Source organism: Desulfovibrio sp. GTC20076 (assembly GCF_055385905.1).
This window is the reverse complement of record NZ_AP039366.1, coordinates 2,167,629-2,185,000: the sequence shown is the minus strand read 5'-3', so window position 1 is coordinate 2,185,000 and position 17,372 is coordinate 2,167,629. Positions and strand designations below refer to the sequence as shown.

At 59.1% G+C, this 17,372-nt stretch carries 14 protein-coding genes and 2 rRNA genes (1 of these 16 only partly in view); 12 read left to right on the top strand and 4 right to left on the bottom strand.

Features of this window, described 5'->3' with window-relative positions:
* Nucleotides 1-1,096, top strand: a 23S ribosomal RNA gene (locus ACZ495_RS09730) (it extends 1,837 nt beyond the left edge of the window).
* Between the two features lie 45 nt (nucleotides 1,097-1,141).
* Nucleotides 1,142-1,256 (top strand): 5S ribosomal RNA (gene rrf / locus ACZ495_RS09725).
* 299 nt (nucleotides 1,257-1,555) lie between these two features.
* Here the strand turns inward: rrf and ACZ495_RS09720 are convergent.
* The 4 genes from ACZ495_RS09720 to ACZ495_RS09705 form a co-directional block, all read right to left on the bottom strand.
* Nucleotides 1,556-2,383, bottom strand: coding sequence for an ATP-binding protein (locus ACZ495_RS09720; protein ID WP_407845009.1), 828 nt, complete (start codon nucleotides 2,381-2,383; stop codon nucleotides 1,556-1,558).
* Nucleotides 2,384-2,488: 105 nt separating this feature from the next.
* Nucleotides 2,489-4,384 (bottom strand): anaerobic carbon-monoxide dehydrogenase catalytic subunit, encoded by a 1,896-nt coding sequence (gene cooS, locus ACZ495_RS09715; RefSeq protein ID WP_072312380.1) that lies wholly within the window; start codon nucleotides 4,382-4,384, stop codon nucleotides 2,489-2,491.
* A 143-nt stretch (nucleotides 4,385-4,527) separates the two neighbouring features.
* The gene (locus tag ACZ495_RS09710; protein ID WP_012624026.1) at nucleotides 4,528-5,205 is read right to left on the bottom strand and encodes a Crp/Fnr family transcriptional regulator; all 678 of its coding nucleotides are present in this window, start codon (nucleotides 5,203-5,205) and stop codon (nucleotides 4,528-4,530) included.
* Nucleotides 5,206-5,461: 256 nt separating this feature from the next.
* On the bottom strand, nucleotides 5,462-5,710 hold the full coding sequence (locus tag ACZ495_RS09705) for a HypC/HybG/HupF family hydrogenase formation chaperone (RefSeq protein WP_012624027.1): 249 nt from the start codon (nucleotides 5,708-5,710) through the stop codon (nucleotides 5,462-5,464).
* Between the two features lie 438 nt (nucleotides 5,711-6,148).
* Between ACZ495_RS09705 and ileS the strand changes: the two genes are divergently transcribed.
* The 10 genes from ileS (at nucleotide 6,149) to ACZ495_RS09655 (ending at nucleotide 17,084) form a co-directional block, all read left to right on the top strand.
* Nucleotides 6,149-8,965: an isoleucine--tRNA ligase gene (gene ileS / locus ACZ495_RS09700; RefSeq protein ID WP_012624028.1), complete on the top strand. Its 2,817-nt coding sequence runs from the start codon at nucleotides 6,149-6,151 to the stop codon at nucleotides 8,963-8,965.
* Between the two features lie 4 nt (nucleotides 8,966-8,969).
* Complete coding sequence (gene lspA, locus ACZ495_RS09695) at nucleotides 8,970-9,506, top strand: signal peptidase II (RefSeq protein ID WP_464262163.1); 537 nt, start codon at nucleotides 8,970-8,972, stop codon at nucleotides 9,504-9,506.
* Nucleotides 9,503-9,709 carry a PLDc N-terminal domain-containing protein gene (locus ACZ495_RS09690; RefSeq protein ID WP_012624030.1) on the top strand — a complete coding sequence of 69 codons (207 nt, stop codon included), beginning with the start codon at nucleotides 9,503-9,505 and terminating at the stop codon, nucleotides 9,707-9,709. The genes lspA and ACZ495_RS09690 overlap by 4 nt, the downstream gene beginning before the upstream one ends.
* A gap of 14 nt (nucleotides 9,710-9,723) precedes the next feature.
* Nucleotides 9,724-10,701: a tol-pal system protein YbgF gene (ybgF, locus tag ACZ495_RS09685; RefSeq protein WP_012624031.1), complete on the top strand. Its 978-nt coding sequence runs from the start codon at nucleotides 9,724-9,726 to the stop codon at nucleotides 10,699-10,701.
* Between the two features lie 88 nt (nucleotides 10,702-10,789).
* On the top strand, nucleotides 10,790-11,425 hold the full coding sequence (locus ACZ495_RS09680; protein ID WP_464262162.1) for a protein phosphatase CheZ: 636 nt from the start codon (nucleotides 10,790-10,792) through the stop codon (nucleotides 11,423-11,425).
* A 327-nt stretch (nucleotides 11,426-11,752) separates the two neighbouring features.
* On the top strand, nucleotides 11,753-12,577 hold the full coding sequence (locus ACZ495_RS09675; protein ID WP_407845006.1) for a nitroreductase family protein: 825 nt from the start codon (nucleotides 11,753-11,755) through the stop codon (nucleotides 12,575-12,577).
* Between the two features lie 783 nt (nucleotides 12,578-13,360).
* On the top strand, nucleotides 13,361-14,158 hold the full coding sequence (locus ACZ495_RS09670; RefSeq protein ID WP_012624034.1) for a flagellar hook-basal body protein: 798 nt from the start codon (nucleotides 13,361-13,363) through the stop codon (nucleotides 14,156-14,158).
* Nucleotides 14,159-14,261: 103 nt separating this feature from the next.
* The gene (gene flgG, locus ACZ495_RS09665; protein ID WP_012624035.1) at nucleotides 14,262-15,047 is read left to right on the top strand and encodes a flagellar basal-body rod protein FlgG; all 786 of its coding nucleotides are present in this window, start codon (nucleotides 14,262-14,264) and stop codon (nucleotides 15,045-15,047) included.
* An 18-nt stretch (nucleotides 15,048-15,065) separates the two neighbouring features.
* Nucleotides 15,066-16,316, top strand: a complete 1,251-nt coding sequence (flgA, locus tag ACZ495_RS09660; protein WP_072312377.1) for a flagellar basal body P-ring formation chaperone FlgA — start codon at nucleotides 15,066-15,068, stop codon at nucleotides 16,314-16,316.
* A 48-nt stretch (nucleotides 16,317-16,364) separates the two neighbouring features.
* Nucleotides 16,365-17,084, top strand: coding sequence for a flagellar basal body L-ring protein FlgH (locus tag ACZ495_RS09655; RefSeq protein WP_012624037.1), 720 nt, complete (start codon nucleotides 16,365-16,367; stop codon nucleotides 17,082-17,084).
* Nucleotides 17,085-17,372 lie beyond the last annotated feature (288 nt).

Sequence of the window (17,372 nt, the reverse complement as noted above, 5' to 3'; positions counted from 1 at the left end):
TCCTAAAGACGACGTATACGGACTGACGCCTGCCCGGTGCCGGAAGGTTAAAAGGAGGGGTCAGCGCAAGCGAAGCTCCGAATTGAAGCCCCGGTAAACGGCGGCCGTAACTATAACGGTCCTAAGGTAGCGAAATTCCTTGTCGGGTAAGTTCCGACCTGCACGAATGGCGTAACGATCTCCACACTGTCTCGGCCAGAGACTCGGTGAAATTGAAGTCGCGGTGAAAATGCCGTGTACCCGCAGAAAGACGGAAAGACCCTGTGCACCTTTACTATAGCTTGACATTGGGATTTGGAACTGCATGTGTAGGATAGGTGGGAGACTGTGAACCCTGTACGCTAGTATGGGGGGAGTCATTGTTGAAATACCACCCTTGTTTTTTCAGGTCCCTAACCCTCAGCCGTCATCCGGCGAGGGAACAGTGTCTGGTGGGTAGTTTGACTGGGGCGGTCGCCTCCTAAATTGTAACGGAGGCATGCAAAGGTTCCCTCAGGCTGATTGGAAACCAGCCGTCGAGTGCAAACGCATAAGGGAGCTTGACTGCAAGAGAGACATCTCGAGCAGGTACGAAAGTAGGTGTTAGTGATCCGGTGGTCCCGAATGGAAGGGCCATCGCTCATTGGATAAAAGGTACGCCGGGGATAACAGGCTGATCGCATCCAAGAGTTCACATCGACGATGCGGTTTGGCACCTCGATGTCGGCTCATCACATCCTGGGGCTGAAGCAGGTCCCAAGGGTACGGCTGTTCGCCGTTTAAAGTGGTACGCGAGCTGGGTTTAAAACGTCGTGAGACAGTTTGGTCCCTATCTTCTGTGGGCGCTGGAGAATTGAAAGGGCCTGTCCCTAGTACGAGAGGACCGGGATGGACGCACCCCTGGTGGACCTGTTGTCGTGCCAACGGCACAGCAGGGTAGCTATGTGCGGAAGGGATAACCGCTGAAAGCATCTAAGCGGGAAGCCTGCCTTAAGATAAGTTCTCCCAGGAGCAATCCCTGAAGGGCCGAGGTAGACTACCTCGTTGATAGGCTGGAGGTGGAAGCGTTGCGAGACGCGGAGCTGACCAGTACTAATAGCCCGTGCGGCTTGTTTTGAAAAAAACTCCTTCCTTCCCTGTCAATTATATATTTGACAACTTTGTTGGTAGCCATGGAGGAGAGGGTACACCCAATCCCATTCCGAACTTGGAAGTTAAGCTCTCCATCGCCGATGATACTGCATAACGTCATGTGGGAAAGTAGGCCGCTGCCAACATCTTTTAAAGCTCCCCGCTGCATCTCGCGCGGGGAGCTTTGCTGTTTTGTCCCTGGTATCTTCCATTCCCGCTGCCCCTGCCCGTACCCGCAGTGCATTGCAGGTTCGCAGACATTAAGCCGCTGGCAGTGAGGGGCGCCGTCAGTTGACGCGGCCGCAGCTGCACCTGAACAGCGAACGCCCCGCAGGAATATCTGCGGGGCGTTCGCTGTTTGCAGCTTGGCTGCAGCTTGGCTGCAGCTTCGTCCTGCGCGCGGCATGGCCGCACGTAACTTATCTGTGCCGTGTCAGAGAGGATATCAGGCGCACGCTTTTTCGGTGCAGCAATCCTGACTCCACTGCTCCAGCAGGCACCGGAAGAAACGGTCCAGCATTTTCTGGTCCGTGCCATCCAGCCCGAGCACGCTGGTTGTCAGCAACTGGCGGTGACGCAGTTGTGGAACAAGCGGCAGTGCCATGCGGTGGTCCGGCAACTGCAGTTCGGGCGGGATGATGCACATCTCTGCCCCCACCGTGCGGTTAAGCACCAGAGACTGTTTTTGCAGGCCCAGATCGGCGGCCATGCGCGAAACCTGCACTGCCGTCTGCAACGAGCGCAGGCTGGGTTCGGACACAACCAGCAGGCGATCCACATGAGCCACTGTTCCCCTGCCCAGGTGTTCAACGCCGGCCTCCATATCCACAAGAACCCAGTCGTTTCTTTCCAGCACCAGATGGGCCAGCATGGCCTTGAGCAGGGCGCTGGCTTCGCAGGCGCAGCCACCATTGGCCGTGGTCAGGGCGCCCATGACGAGCAGCCGTTTACGCCCCACCGGCCATTGCCCCAGAGACGGCCCTGCGACCGGTAGCTCTGCGGAAAGAATTTCCGGCAGGTCTTCCACATGCGGATTGAGCACCATCATGCCGCCCTGGCCTGCAGGACGGATGCGCTCGCGAACCAGTTCAGGCCGTTGCGCCAGGGCCACTGGCATGGCTTGGGCATCCAGGCCGGACGCCTGCCCCAGTGAAAGGGCTGTGTCGGCATCCACCAGCCACACCTGGTGGCCCATGCGGGCCAGATAGTCCCCAAACCAGGCTGTGATGGTGGTTTTGCCCACGCCTCCCTTGCCGGAAACGGCAATCTTCATAACCTCTCCTACCGTGCCACGCGGCAGACCATTCGCCGCGTGGTTTTTATGCGCGTCCCCCCATGGCCGCGCGTCGGAACAAACAACTGTGATGCGTCCGCCGGATCAGGCATCAAGGCCCAGGGCGCTCCGCTTGGTGCGGATGCGCCTGTCCAGCAGGTCTGCCGCCTTGACCGGATCTGCCTCAACCACAAAGGACGCCCCCACGAGTCCTTCCAACCCGTTGAGGGCAATATCGGTGACCACGTCCGAGCCAAGAATGTTGGGCGGCAGCCCCAGATGGGTATAGACGCCGCTGGCGACAGCGTAAAGGCCAATGGCCGCGGCTTTTTCAGAATACCATTCAGGGGCGGATGCCACTACGGGCAGGTCGGAGATGTCCACTCCCAGGCTGTTGGCGATAAGACCACAAAGGTGCATGATGCGGGCATTGTCCACACAGCTGCCCATGTGCAGTACGGGCGGAATGCCCAAAGATGCGCAAAGTTTTTGCAGGCCCGGTCCTGCCATTGCCGCGCCCTCGGGCAACAGCAGCCCGGCCTTGCCTGCCGCCGTGGTTATACAGCCCGTAACCAGCACCATGATATCTTTTTTGATCAGTTCCTTGATAATGCCCACATTGGCCGAGTCCTGCCTGACCTTGGGGTTGTTGCAACCCACCACGGCCGCAAAGCCGCGCACGGTTCCGGCCTTGACGGCGTCCAGCAGCGGGTCCAGCGAGCCGCCCAGGGCCTCAAGGATGGCCTCATTGGAAAAACCGGTCATGATGTTTACCGGAGAAACGGGAATATCAACCCGGCCGGGATCTCTGGCGGCAAAAGCCTCTATGGCCATATGCAGAATGGCTCTTGCCTCCTGCCGGGCATTTTCAGGCGTGAAGTTCATGTGCACGGCCCCGGTAAAGCGGGCCTTGGGGGCTGTGTCAATAAAGCGGGTGTGGTAGCAGGCGGCTACCTGCACAAGGCTCGGCATGATGCACTGATAGTCCACTACCACGGCTTCGACGGCTCCGGTCACAATTGCCAGTTCGGTCATGAGATGGTTGCCCGCCATGGGAATGCCCTGGCGCATGAGCAGTTCATTGCCCGTACAGCACAGCCCGGCCACGGTAATTCCCGCGGCTCCTGCCTGCCTGGCCTGCTCCAGCACTTCCGGCTCGCGTGAAACGGCAAGGATCATTTCGGATACAACGGGATTATGCCCGTGCACCAGAATGTTGACGGTTTCTTTTTTGATGACGCCCAGATTGACTGTGGACATGCGCGGGCTGGGCGTGCCGAAAAGAATATCGCACAGTTCTGTGGCGATCATCGATCCGGCCCAGCCGTCGGACAGGGCGCAGCGGGCCGCGTGCAGCATGGTGTTGGGGGCATCGTTATCACAGCCCATATGGGTGCGGTGCATCATTTCGGCAATTTCGCGGTCTACGCCGCGTGGTGTGATGCCCAGTTTTTCCCACACCTGTCTGCGCTTGGCAGGCACACGGGAAATAAAGTTCACCGCGCCGCGCCTGCTGCCGAAGTCGCTGTAACAGGCGTCCACCACAAGAGCAGCCACCTCGTTCACGGCGAGGCCGTCCACGGCGATGCCCAGTTCTCCGGCGATGCGCAGCAGCTTGGCCGGGTCGCGGATTTCGTAGCCTTCGGCCTTGCCTTCGACCACGGCTTCAAGGGTTTCGATGACATCGCGCCCGTGGTCGGAATGCCCGGCAGAGCCGCCGGCAATAAAGCGTCCGAAATTTCGCGCTACAATAACGTGGGCGTCCGCACCGCACACACCGCGCGAGAGCTTGCCGCCGGGCGCGGCCTTGGCGCTGATGCGGCAGGGCCCCATGACGCAGTTGCGGCAGGTCGTGCCAAGTTCGCAAAAACGGCAGTGCGGAGTTTGCTGGGCCAGTCTGTCCCACGCGGTTTCAATGCCTTCTGCGCGGGCTTTATGCAGCATTTTTTGGGCATCTTCCCAGATGGACATGTTGTTGATGTCGGTCTGCCTGTCGTCCATAGCGCTCTCCTCGCTCATGCTGAAAGTTGCTGCCTTTGGGCCGGGTGTGCGCCCGGGCGCATGTCATTTACAACAATCTGGCATGGAACGGGCATTTTGTCTGTCGGCTGGCTGACAAAAAACCAGGCCGTGAAAAAACACGGTCAGCGCAGCAGCTCACGCAGGCGCTCTTCGTCCAGTATGCGATACAGGCCGCGTTGTTCCTTGTGCAGAATGCCGAGCCGGGTAAAGTCTGTGAGCAGGGTGGAGATGGTCTGGCGTGATGTGCCGAGGCTCTGGGCCAGCTTTTCACCCGAAAGGGGCAGGCGGATAAGGCTGCCGGGCGTTTGCCCGTCCTCTTCACGGGGCAGGTCTGTGAGCAGGCGCGCCAGCCGCACGGTGACATCGCGCAGGGCAAGACCGTCAATAATACTGAAGCAGCTTTTCAGCATGCCGCCCAGAACGCGCACAATGGGCATGGTGAATTCCGGCATGGATATCATGCCCCTGTTAAAGGTGGGCGTATCCAGCAAAAGGATGGCAGAATCATCCACGGCCTGCACCAGTGCGTTGGAATGGCTGACAAAAAGATCGCCGGGTTTCAGAAAGCCGATGGTGAACTCGCGTTCTTCGCACGACAGGTAAACGCGGACAAGGCCGGACTTGACGATAAAAACAAAACTTTCCTGTTTCTGCGGCTCCTGATCAGAGAGATGATCGTCATAGCGGGGAGTGAAGATAATGGACTGCCGGGGGCAGAGCCGCTCATGAAAAGCGGCCAGCAACGGGGCGAATTCCGGCCGTGAAAGTTCGTCCAGAAGATTGATGTTGCTGAATTTCATGTTGCCCCCTTTTCAAAGCGTTTGTCTGCACCCACATGAAAAGCATAGGGGCTGCGCACGGTCTGTCAACTGCGGGCTCCCCGGAAAGGGATCGCATATGGCAGTATCCGGCAGGTAGCTGACAGTATCCGGGCTGACGGCTACGGAGTTTGCCTGTGCTGCACCGGCAGTGTCCCCGCAATGCACAAACGCAAAAATCCCGCGGCTGTCCACGGGATTTTTGTTGGAATTTTACATGGCAAGGCCGTGCGCAGTGTCAGAACTGCGGCGGGTCTTCCAGAGCCTGCGCCAGTTCACGCAGGGCGGACAGGCTTTCTTCGGCTTCTTTGGGCGTCAGGGTGTGCAGGGCAAAACCGGCATGCACGATGACATAATCCCCGATCTGGGGTTCCTTGGGCAAAAGCATTACCGAAGCGTTCAAAAAGGTCTGGCTTTCACCCACGCGCACGCGGGCCATGCCTTCGCCGAACAGTTCTTCAATGCGGGCAGGAATGGCAAGACACATAGTCACCTCTTGTCAGGCATATAAACACCATTGCGGCTTCGGCAAGCCCGAAGCGGCCGGAAGTCGCCGCAAACTGAAGAGAAGCCAGCTTAACAGCCCCGGCTGCGCTAGGCAAGCAGCCGTTGCCCCGAAGACGCAAGCCCGGGGAATTTTTCATGCTTTATGCCAATGGCTCACCTTTGCGCACTGCCAGGGGCAAACCTTGACTTTGCACGGCTATTTGCCCAAACTACAGTGATTTTTCCACCAGGGGCTGTCCTGAAACAAGCCTTTTGCCCAAATGCCTGCGTCACCCGGCCTTTTTCCGGTCGAGTACCACAAGAGTATGTTCCCTTCACAAAAAGGGCCGGATTTCCTGCTCTTGGCGCAAATTTCTTGTTTGGCGGCAACCCCAGAAGAACATATTATATCTTGCGACATTCAGTGCCGGGAGCCTCCATGAGTGATTATAAAAAAACGCTGAACTTGCCTCAAACCGCTTTTCCAATGAAGGCCAATCTGGCCCAGCGTGAGCCGGAAGCCATCAAGAAGTGGGAAGCCGCCAATGCCTGTGCCGCCATGGTTGAGGCCTCGGGCAGCGAGGGAACCTACATCCTGCATGACGGCCCGCCCTATGCCAACGGGCATCTGCACATGGGGCACGCGCTGAACAAGATTCTCAAGGATATTATCGTCAAGTCGCGCAACATGGCGGGCTATGCCTCGTGGTATGTTCCCGGCTGGGACTGCCACGGCCTGCCCATCGAACACAAGGTGGAGCAGGACCTCAAGGAAAAAAAGAAAAGCCTGCCTGCCCATGTGGTGCGCAAGCTCTGCCGCGAATATGCCAACAAATGGCTTGATGTGCAGCGCAAGGAATTCAAGCGCCTGGGTGTTCTGGGTGATTGGGATCATCCCTACATCAGCATGGACCCGGCGTATGAGGCCGTCACGGCCGGGGAGCTTGCCAAGTTTGTGGCTGCCGGTGGCGTTGCGCGCGCCAAGAAGCCCATTTACTGGTGCTGCTCCTGCCATACGGCGCTTGCCGAGGCGGAAGTGGAGTATAACGACCACACTTCGCCCTCTGTGTATGTGCGCTTCGCTCTGCCCGATGAAGGCCTGAAAAAGGTCTTTGCCGCCGCTGACCCGGCGCGCGCGCATGTGGTCATCTGGACTACCACGCCGTGGACCCTGCCGGATAATATGGCCGTATGCCTGCACCCCGAGTTTACCTATGCGCTGGTGGAGGCCGAAGGCAGCCAGTACATTCTGGCGGAAGAGCTGGTGGCCTCCTGCGCCGAGACGTTCGGCTGGAGTGAATATACCATTCTTGACCGCGCCACCGGAGAACGCCTTGAAGGACTCAAGGCGCGCCATCCCTTTTATGACAGGCAGTCGTCGCTGGTGCTGGGCCTGCATGTGACCCTGGATGCCGGCACGGGCTGCGTACACACTGCACCCGGCCACGGGCGTGAAGACTATGATGTGGCCCTCAAGTACGGGCTGGAAATCTATTCACCGATGGATGACGCCGGGCGCTTTTTGCCTGCCGTGGAATTTTTCGCCGGGCTTAACGTTTTTGAAGCCAACCCCAAGGTTGTTGAAAAGCTTGAAGAAGTGGGCGCATTGCTGCAAAAGGGCAAAATCCGCCACTCCTACCCGCACTGCTGGCGCTGTAAGGAACCGGTCATCTTCCGTGCGACCACCCAGTGGTTTATCAGCATGGAAAAGAACGACCTGCGTACCCGCGCCCTCAAGGCCATTGATGAAGAAGTGCGCTGGATTCCCGCCTGGGGCCGCGAGCGCATCCATAACATGGTTGAGTTCCGCCCGGACTGGTGCATCTCGCGCCAGCGGCAGTGGGGCGTACCCATTCTGGCCCTGCTGTGCGAAGACTGCGGCGAGGCCTGGAACGATCCGGCATGGATGCAGGAAATCGCCGCCCGCTTTGCCAAGCATCCCACGGGCTGCGACTACTGGTACGAAGCCGAACTGAAAGATGTCGTGCCTGAAGGTCTTGCCTGCCCCCACTGTGGCGGCAACCACTGGAAGCGCGAAACAGACATTCTTGATGTCTGGTTTGACTCCGGCACAAGCTTTGCCGCCGTGTTGGAAAAACGCCCCGAGCTGGGCTTTCCCGCCGACCTGTACCTTGAAGGCTCGGACCAGCACCGCGGCTGGTTCCACAGCTCGTTGCTGGTCAGCGAGGGTACACGCGGCTGCGCGCCTTACCGCGCCGTGCTTACTCACGGCTATGTCGTGGACGGCGACGGCCGCAAGATGTCCAAGTCCGTGGGCAATGTCATTGCGCCGCAGGAGCTTATTGAAAAGTTCGGCGCTGAAATCGTGCGCCTGTGGGTGTCTTCGGTGGAATACCGCGAAGACATCCGCCTTTCGGACGAAATTCTCGGCCGCCTGGTGGATGCCTACCGTCGTATCCGCAATACCTGCCGTTTTATCATGGGCAACCTGAGCGATATTACCGCCCACGACCTGCTGTCGCTGGACAGGCTGCAGCCGCTGGACCGCTTTGCCCTGGACGTGGCCGGGCGTGTGCACGAGCGTGTGCAGCAGGCCTATATGGATTTTGACTTCCACAAGGTCTACCACACCCTGCACAACTATTGCGTCACGGACCTTTCTTCCGTGTATCTGGATATTCTTAAAGACCGCCTCTATGCCTCTGCACCGCACAGCGATGAACGTCGCTCCGCCCAGACGGCCCTGTGGCATATCCTGTGCCTTTTGTTGCGTGATATGGCCCCGGTATTGTCCTTCACCGCTGAGGAAATCTTCAGTCACCTGCCGGAGAGCCTGCGCGGGCCGGAAACAACAGTCTTTGCCCTGCCGCCGCTGGCTGCGGCCCCCTACCTGCTGGATGAAGGCACGCGTGATGACTGGAACGTGCTGCTGGCCGTGCGCGGCGCCGTGACAAAGGCCATTGAGCCTATGCGCCGTGAGGGTATTATCGGGCACTCGCTGGATACGCGCATCACCCTTTTTGTGGCGGACGAACTGCGACAGCGCCTGGAAGGCCTGCATACCGACCTGCGCGCCGTGTGCATTGTGTCGCAGCTGCATCTGGAAGCGCTGGACCGCGCCCCGCAGGCAGCCTACCGGGATGAAGAGGTGGCGGGCCTTGCCATCGGCGTTGAAAAGGCCAGAGGCGAAAAATGCGAACGCTGCTGGATTTACAGCACCGAACTCGGCTCCGACGCCTCGCATCCCGCCTTGTGTCCGCGCTGCACAGCGGTTATCAAGGGTATGGAATCCTGAGAACATGCGCAGGCGTTACCGAATCCTCGGGGGCATGGCCCTGCTGGCGCTGGTGCTTGACCAGCTCACCAAGTATGTTGTCATGCAGACCATACCGGAACACCACTCGGTGCCGGTTATTGAAGGTCTGTTTGACCTTGTGAACATCCGCAACAGGGGAGCGGCCTTCGGCTTTCTGAACCGTTCGGACATCGAATGGCAGTTCTGGCTGTTCCTCGGGGCTACGGTGGTGGCCGTATGGGCCATACTGATGCTGGTGCGCAGCTCGCATGACGAACCCTGGCTTTTTGCCGGGCTGGGCCTGGTCATGGGCGGCGCTCTGGGCAACCTGGTGGACCGCATCCGCTTTCGGGCGGTGGTGGATTTTCTGGATGTCTACTGGGGCGACTGGCATTGGCCGGCCTTTAACGTGGCGGATTCGGCCATCTTTGTGGGGGCCGCTCTGGCATGCGTCATCATGTGGCGCAAACCGCCCGAAAACGGTAACGAAAAGGGCAGCAAAGCCGGAAAATCCTCCGGCAAAAGAGGGAGGGCCGCATGATCTTTCATTGGTGGCATGTGGTACTGGTCATGATCCCTATGATCCCCACATTGTGGAGTATCATACACATATGGGGGCATGAGTTTTCCACGCCCCAGCAAAGGGCGCTGTGGCTCGTGCTGGTGGTTTTTTTGCCGGTTATCGGCGGCATCATCTATATTTTCACCGGGCGCAAAAAAGCCCTGGGAAAAGTGCAAATTTGAAAAAAGAGGATATTATGCGCACATTCCGTTCATTGTGCCTTGTAACGCTGGCTTGCGCTGCTCTGCCGCTGAGCGCCTGCGTATCCGGCGGCAGTTCCAGCAGCGGCAGCCTCAGCCTTGAACAGCAGGTGCAGCAGCACGACGTGCAGTTGCGGCAGATGCAGCCCTCGCAGGCCGACGCCTGGAATCAGATACAGGCGCTGCGGCAGGAGCTGAATACCGTCAAGGGCCAGATGGATGACCTCAACAACGCCGGCGGCGCGCGCGCCCTTGTGGACCGTGTGAACCGGCATGACGAAGCCCTGCGCCAGGTTGAGCGCAGCATGGCCCTGAACCTGAACCTTGGCGAGCCGCCGTCCGCGGTGCCCGCCATGGCGTCTTCGGCTCCGGCCGCGCCCCAGGCCCCCAGCTATGGTCTGCCCACTTACGGCCAGGCCGCGGCGGGTACTGTGGCCGCAGGCAGCACCGGCTATGCCGCTTCGGTGCCTGAAGGCGTGCAGCCCTACGGCGGCCAGGCCGCCGGCGCGTCCGGTCAGGTGCCGGCTCAGGCTCCGGACGGCAGCACCTGGGGCCAGCCCTCGCCGCAGCCTCAGCCGCAGGTGCAGGTTCCGCAAAAAGACATTTCGCTGGCCCTTTTTGACGCGGGCGTCAATGCCTACAATGCCCGTAAATATGACGAGGCCCAGCGCTCTTTCACCGACTTTCTGAAAAATTACAAAGGCCATAACCTGGCTTCTGAAGCCCAGTTCTACCTTGCGGAATGCTACTTCCAGCGCAACCAGTTCGCGGATGCGGCCCTGTCCTATGACAAGGTGATCAAGGAATACCCCAAGTCTTCCAGTGCGCCAGGCGCGTACCTCAAGCAGGGCATCAGCTTCAGCAAGCTGAACCAGAGCGCGGCGGCCAAGGCGCGCCTGGAGGAACTTATCAAGAAGTACCCCAATTCGCCCGAAGCCGCCCGGGCCAAGACCTTTTTGAAGACCAACAAGTAAGACCGGTCCGCCGCCGCGCCGTATAACGGCGCGGCGGTTTGTTATTGCCGTTTTTCAACAGCGCCTGTAACGGCGTAAAGGTGCATGCATGAGCGAGAAAAAGGCCGAACCCGCCGTGTACAGGCAGTTGAGCACGGATATGCGGCAGGGACTCAAGGATATCTATCAGCAGATATCCACGGCTTCCGACAGTCAGCCGCTGGCCGATTCCGGCACGGATGCGCTCTTTCATGAAGCCACTGACCAGCTTGACGAGGTGCTCAAAGCCACGGAAAGCGCCACCATGTCCATTATGGAGATTGTGGAGCGCCACCTGGACATGCAGGAACAGAATGCCGAATTGCTGGCGCTGGTGCGGGAAGGCACGATATCTTCTGCGCAGATTGCCATGCTTGAGGCCAATAACCGGCAGATGGGCGATGACCTCACCAGCGTACTCACCACGCTGAGTTTTCAGGATATCACCGGTCAGCGGATCAAGCGGGTGGTTGCCGCGCTGAACAAGATCGAAAATACCGTGGTGGAACTGTATCTTTCCTCCGGGCTTATTATGGAAGGCGCGGAAAAGGATCCGCAAAAAGATGCCGCCGCCCTTCAGGATGAAGCCCGGCAGGCGGTGGAAGAGTTTCGTCAGCAGCGCAAGGCTGAAAATCTCAAGGGGCCGGACAAGAACGGTGTATCGCAGAGCGCCATTGACGATATACTCAGTCAGCTCGGTATGTAGGCGCGTTTTGCCCGTCTGTTTTTTTGTGGGAGGTTCCTTTGGCAAAAAGGAACCTCCTTTGCGCTGCATCGGGCGGCCAACGGTGTACTGTCCATAATGGCAGGGCGGCAGCCCTGGAGCAGGCCGGCATTGAAAATACCTGCGCTTTCAGTGGGGAGCACGTCTGGGCTGCCGGTTTACGCGCAACAGCTTTCTCCATCGTAAGGGTTGAAGCTGTACGCATGCCCGCACGGGCGTTCCCACGTAATCTTTTTATGGCCCGGCAGGCCTGCTCACAGCCTCCCGTTAACGGAGCAGGCAGCCTGCCGGAAAAGAACCGGAGCATATATGAACGTATTTACTGTTGATCATGACCTGTGCCGCAAAGACGGCATCTGCGCCCTTGTCTGTCCTGTACATATTATTGACGCCGAACCGGGTAACTATCCTGTTCTGGACAAGCACAAGGCTGTATACTGTCTCGGCTGCGGCCAGTGCATGGCCTTTTGCCCCACCCTGGCCTGTACGGCTCCCGGCCTTGAGCGCGAAGACTGCCGCCCTCTCAGCGGGCAGGATATGCCCACGCCCCGGCAGGCTGACGAACTTGCTTTCTCGCGCCGGTCTGTGCGCAATTTTAAAGATAAAACCATACCCCGCCAGGAGCTGGAAGACCTGCTTGCGGCGGTTCGTTTTGCCCCCACGGCAAAAAATACGCAGAATCTGCGCTGGATACTGCTGGAATCGCGTGAGCGGGTTGTGCAGCTGGCTGAACTGGTGGTGGCCTGGATGCGCGAACTGCCCCGCATTGATCCGGCGCTTGATGAGGCCATGCATGCTGGCGGGCTTGTGCGCGCGTGGGACAGGGGGGTGGACGTAATCACCCGCACTGCCCCGCAACTGGCTGTGGTGGTTGCCCCCCAGTGGCGCTGGGGCCAGCCGGATGCCGTTATTGCCGCCACCTACCTGGAACTGTTGGCGCAGGCCCGGGGCATAGGCTGCTGTTGGGGCGGATATTTGTGCATGGCTTTCGAGCATCCCGCCGCGCAGGACGTGCGAGATTTTCTTGGTCTGGGCGAAGGCGAGATGGCTTTTGCCGCGCAGATGATGGGCTATCCGCGCTTCAAGGCTCATGCCAGGCCACCGCGCAAAAATGCCCATATCACCTGGAAATAGGCGGCGGGTGGTAGCCGGTGAGCGGCAGAGGGTGGTGCGGCGCGGATTTTTTGCGCACAGGACAGTTCACGGTTGGAGTGATCTGACTGTCTTCATTTGGGCCGCCTGCGCGGCGGGCGGCAGATGGGGCCTGTTAGAGGCTGCCCCGCCCCTCCGGGGCCCCTCTGCATTCCCCCGGATCACCCCGTGGTGCTTTCCTGACTTCGTCACTTCCGCTGTCAACCCATCAGGGTTTTTGCTGTTTTTGTCAGTTTGCGAGGGCTGCGCGTCTTTTGCTGCGGGAACTTCCCTCCCTGCGGTCGGGGGATCTCCCTCCGCGCTGCGCAATGCCATCTGCAAATTTTGTTCTGATCGGTGGGCGCCCCGGCTGGCGGTCATCAGGCCATCTGGTGTAATGCCATCAAGGCCATTGGCTGCTGTTCAATCCCTCCACGCCGCGTAATGTCATCCGAGAAATAGGTTTCGATTGCGTGTTGTCCCACCTCGGAGCAGGAGAATTTTTGTACCATGTTGCAACAGAAACAAGCGGTTGGAGGGGTGGGGGAGAGCCATTTTTTTAAAATGGTCTCTCCCCCACAGCGTATTTCAAATGCGCATTAAAGCCCTGCATGCCGTCTGCTTGCTGCAACGGCGGTAAAAAAAGTCCCCGGTCCAGAGTGCCCCTGCTTTTTGCGGGGGCTTTTTTGGCCCGCACTTTGCATAAATTCCGGCACGGAGCATCAGGCCCAAGGAGACGATGGCCGCGCATCCACATCAGCGCGCCCGCCAACCAAGGAGTATCACATGCAAGCCGGCATGTTTAGCGGACTTTTTGCCGCACTCACCACAGAACATCGCATGAACTTCATCGCCAATAATTTGGCGAATGCCAATACGCGCGGCTATAAACGCGACACCGTGGCCTTTAAGGACACCATGGTAACCTACGCCTTTGACGAGATTCGCGAACCGCTCATGAATCTCAAGTCCAAGCCGCTTTTTCCCGAACCGCTGAACGCCTCGCGGGTGCGTCTTGCCGTATCCAAGATAGATTTTGCCCAGGGGTCCATGCAGTACTCGGGCAATCCGCTGGACATGGCCATCAACGGTGAAAATGCCTTTTTTCGCGTAGCCACGCCCACCGGAGATTTTCTTACGCGCAACGGGGCCTTCGTGCTGTCGGAAAACGGCACCATAATGACCCCGCAGGGCTATCCCCTGCAGGCTCAGGGCGGCGGCAATATTGTTATTCCGCAGGGTACGCGCCACATCCAGGTAAGCGGCGACGGGCAGGTCATTGCCGATAATGACGTGCTGGGCCAGATCGCGCTGGTTAGCGTGGATAATCCGCAGAATCTCGAAAAAATGGGCAATAACCTTTATCGGCCGCGTGAAAATGTGCAGGTGGCCGAGGGCAACGCCTATCTGGAAGGCGGCCGCATCGAGCAGGGCTTTACCGAAGCCGCCAATGTGGAAGTAGTGCCGGAAATGGTGAACATGATCGAGGTGCAGCGCCAGTTTGAAGCCTATCAGAAGGTCATGCAGACCTCGGATACACTGGACCGCGCCGCCACAGAAAAAGTCGGACGGCGTCAGGGCTAGGCATTCTGCCCTTTAAAGAATTCCTGCCGGCGCGCTGAAGCGCCGCCTCTGGATACAAAACGGACCCGCTCCAGATCTGCCGCTGGAACAAGGAGAAACCTTTATGATGCGTTCCCTTTGGACTGGGGCCACCGGTATGGTGGCACAGCAACTCAATATTGACGTTATTTCCAACAACCTTGCCAACGTCAATACCACGGGCTTCAAGAAAAGCCGGGCGGAGTTTGAGGACCTCATGTACCAGACCATGCGCATGGCCGGGTCCATCACCGAGGGCGACAACCGTCTGCCCGTGGGCATACAGGTAGGCATGGGCACACGCCCCACGGCCGTGCATAAATTCTTCACCCAGGGTGACTTTCAGAATACCGGCAATACGCTGGACGTGGCTATTGAAGGCGACGGCTTTTTTCAGGTCGATGTGAACGGCGAACTTATGTACACCCGCGCCGGTTCATTCAAGCTGAATCAGGACGGTGTGGTCGTCACGGCCAACGGCTATATCCTGCAGCCGGAATTTGCCGTACCGCCGGAAACGAAGAATATTTCCATATCGTCTTCCGGCCACATTGCCGCGCTTGACGCCCAGGGGCAGGAAATCGCCGGGGCGGAAATTCCCCTGTATACCTTCATCAACTACGCCGGTCTGGATGCGCGCGGCCGCAACCTGTTCACGCCTACCGAAGCTTCGGGCGAAGCTGTGGAGGGCATCCCCGGAACCGATAACGTCGGTACCCTGGCGCAGGGTTTTCTGGAAATGTCCAACGTGGAAGTGGTGGACGAAATGGTCAACATGATCGTCGGCCAGCGTGCGTATGAGGTGAACTCCAAGTCCATCCAGACGTCGGACTCCATGCTGGGTATTGCTGTACAGCTCAAGCGCAGCTAGCGGCGAGGGAGGCACGGCATGATTTCGCAGGCGGCATATATCTCTTTGGCGGCAATCGGTGCGGGGCGCAAGGCGCCTTCGGCCCTGGTCGCCTTGTGGGGCATATTGCTTGCTCTGGCTCTTGCCTGCCTGTGGCCGGCCGGAACCGCGCAGGCCGCGGGTGGGGTGCCGCAGGCCGTGTGGCAGGACAATGATCGAAATCACCGGCGTTCACCGCCGCAGGTAAAAAATCAGCTCCGTCCGCCGCAGGTGCGCGCGGGGCAGTTGCCGCTGGCTCCGGAGGCGCACGACGCCCGCACCGCCCGTACCGGAACGCAACTGGCAGCTGGTGATGCGCCCGTGGCGCAGGAAGGGCAGTTGAGCCTGCTGGGACAGGGCGACTGGCGCCTCAAGATCGTTCCCGCTGCCGTCAGCAACGGCAGCATGGTGCTTTTGGGGGACATTGCGGTTCTTCTCGGCCAGATGGACCCGGCCCAGTGGGAAGGCCTGCGCGCTACGCCGTTATGGGAAGCGCCGCCGGAAGAAGGCAAACCTTTACAGATCAACCGCTCGCGCCTGTCACAGGCCTTGCGGCAGGCTCTGGGACCGGACATGGCCGGGCGCTGTATCCTGCCAACATCGCTCGTCATTCAGCGCGGCGGTCTGGTTTTTCGTGAGGATGACCTGCGCAATTACGTTGTCAAAAGCCTGACTCCACAACTGGCGGCCATGCCGGGTGAGGCGGAACTTACCGATTTCAGGCTGCCGGAATACATTTTTCTTGCCCACAGCCAGCAGCAGGTTCAGCTTGAGCCGGGCAAGCTTGCTCCCGGGCGCGTACCCCTGCGCTTTGCCGTACAGGAGGCTGACGGTACGGTGCTGCGCCGGGTGGCGGGCACGGCCACGCTGTCATTATGGCTCACGGTACCTACGGCGGCCCAGTCAATGAACAAGGGCGACGCCCTCTCAGCGCAAAGCGTGACCTTTATGCGCGTCAACGCGGGCCAGTTGCGCGATCTGCCCTGGGACGGGCGCGGAGGCCCGTGGCAGCTTGTGCGCGCCATCAATGCGGGCGATCCCATATTGCAGAGCGATCTTGCAAGTCAGCTTATGGTCAAGCGCGGCGATGTGGTGTCCCTCATATTTTCCAGAGGCAATCTGCGTATAACCACGCAGGCGCAGGCGCTGGCTGACGGCGAACCAGGGGCCACCATTCCGGTGCGGAACTTGCAAACTAAAAAACAGGTCTTCGGCATTGTCAAAAACGGCAATACCGTTGAGATAAACTAGACGTTACGCCGAACGCGGCCGGACGCGGTTATTGAAGGAGAGGAGCATATGCAGGCACGTCACATCATCCCCGTCATGGCGCTGGCTTTTGCGCTGTGTGCCGCTTGCGGCGGCGGACCGCGCAAACATCCGGCCCTGCAGCAACCGGTTGTCGATCCGCAGGAATACAGGCAGGAGGCCAACGGGCCTGACAATCCCGGCTCTCTTTTTGCGGCCAGTGAGCAGGATACGCTTTTCTCCGACAGCCGCGCCCGCAGGGTAGGCGATATTGTCGTGGTTAAACTGGTGGAAAACACCAAGGCGCAGAACAAGGCCGAAACCACCGCCAATAAAAAGGGCGCCAACGATTACCAGGTGGGCGCGCTTATGGGGCAGGGATCGCACGGATTTATTCCCTTCCTGGGGTTAGGCCCGACCAACAGGGTGGGAACACCGGCCCTGACTACGTCTTCTACCAGTGATCTGTCCGGCACAGGCAAGACCAAGCGTGAAAATTACGTGACAACCTCTCTGGCGGCGCGTGTCATCCGTGTGCTGCCCGGCGGCCTGTTACAGATCGAGGGTGCGAGGGAAATTCGCGTCAACGAGGAAACAGAGTATATGGTGGTACGCGGCATGGTGCGCGCCAAGGATGTAAGCGCCGACAACAGCGTGCTTTCCACACAGATCGCGGATGCGAGTATCGAATATTACGGCCGCGGTGTGCTGGCGGACAAGCAGAAGCCCGGCTGGTTCACGCGGCTTATGGACAATATCTGGCCTTTCTAGGCGTGTGCGGCTGAGTGTCGTATATTAGGGCAGTGCCGTCGGAGAGCTGTTTTCCGGCGGCACTGGCATTGTTGTACCGACTGTACGTCTGCTCGCGTTCGTTCTGTAACGGGGGGGCAGAATTGCGGCGAACATCACAGGTTTGTCCGTGCGGATGTGTTGCCGCTGCTGCGTTGTGGGGCACACGCCGAGAGCGCGGGGTGCAACTCCAAAAATTTCTCTCCTTATCAGCCGAAAGCCCCAAGGAGCGCTCACGTTCAGTTTTCAAGGCTGTAGGTTGGCGTTTTA

Coding starts and splice junctions, on each gene's coding strand:
- ACZ495_RS09720 (WP_407845009.1), bottom strand. CDS start 2,383: ATGAAGATTGCCGTTTCCGGCAAGGGAGGCGTGGGCAAAACCACCATC.
- cooS (WP_072312380.1), bottom strand. CDS start 4,384: ATGGACGACAGGCAGACCGACATCAACAACATGTCCATCTGGGAAGAT.
- ACZ495_RS09710 (WP_012624026.1), bottom strand. CDS start 5,205: ATGAAATTCAGCAACATCAATCTTCTGGACGAACTTTCACGGCCGGAA.
- ACZ495_RS09705 (WP_012624027.1), bottom strand. CDS start 5,710: ATGTGTCTTGCCATTCCTGCCCGCATTGAAGAACTGTTCGGCGAAGGC.
- ileS (WP_012624028.1), top strand. CDS start 6,149: ATGAGTGATTATAAAAAAACGCTGAACTTGCCTCAAACCGCTTTTCCA.
- lspA (WP_464262163.1), top strand. CDS start 8,970: ATGCGCAGGCGTTACCGAATCCTCGGGGGCATGGCCCTGCTGGCGCTG.
- ACZ495_RS09690 (WP_012624030.1), top strand. CDS start 9,503: ATGATCTTTCATTGGTGGCATGTGGTACTGGTCATGATCCCTATGATC.
- ybgF (WP_012624031.1), top strand. CDS start 9,724: ATGCGCACATTCCGTTCATTGTGCCTTGTAACGCTGGCTTGCGCTGCT.
- ACZ495_RS09680 (WP_464262162.1), top strand. CDS start 10,790: ATGAGCGAGAAAAAGGCCGAACCCGCCGTGTACAGGCAGTTGAGCACG.
- ACZ495_RS09675 (WP_407845006.1), top strand. CDS start 11,753: ATGAACGTATTTACTGTTGATCATGACCTGTGCCGCAAAGACGGCATC.
- ACZ495_RS09670 (WP_012624034.1), top strand. CDS start 13,361: ATGCAAGCCGGCATGTTTAGCGGACTTTTTGCCGCACTCACCACAGAA.
- flgG (WP_012624035.1), top strand. CDS start 14,262: ATGATGCGTTCCCTTTGGACTGGGGCCACCGGTATGGTGGCACAGCAA.
- flgA (WP_072312377.1), top strand. CDS start 15,066: ATGATTTCGCAGGCGGCATATATCTCTTTGGCGGCAATCGGTGCGGGG.
- ACZ495_RS09655 (WP_012624037.1), top strand. CDS start 16,365: ATGCAGGCACGTCACATCATCCCCGTCATGGCGCTGGCTTTTGCGCTG.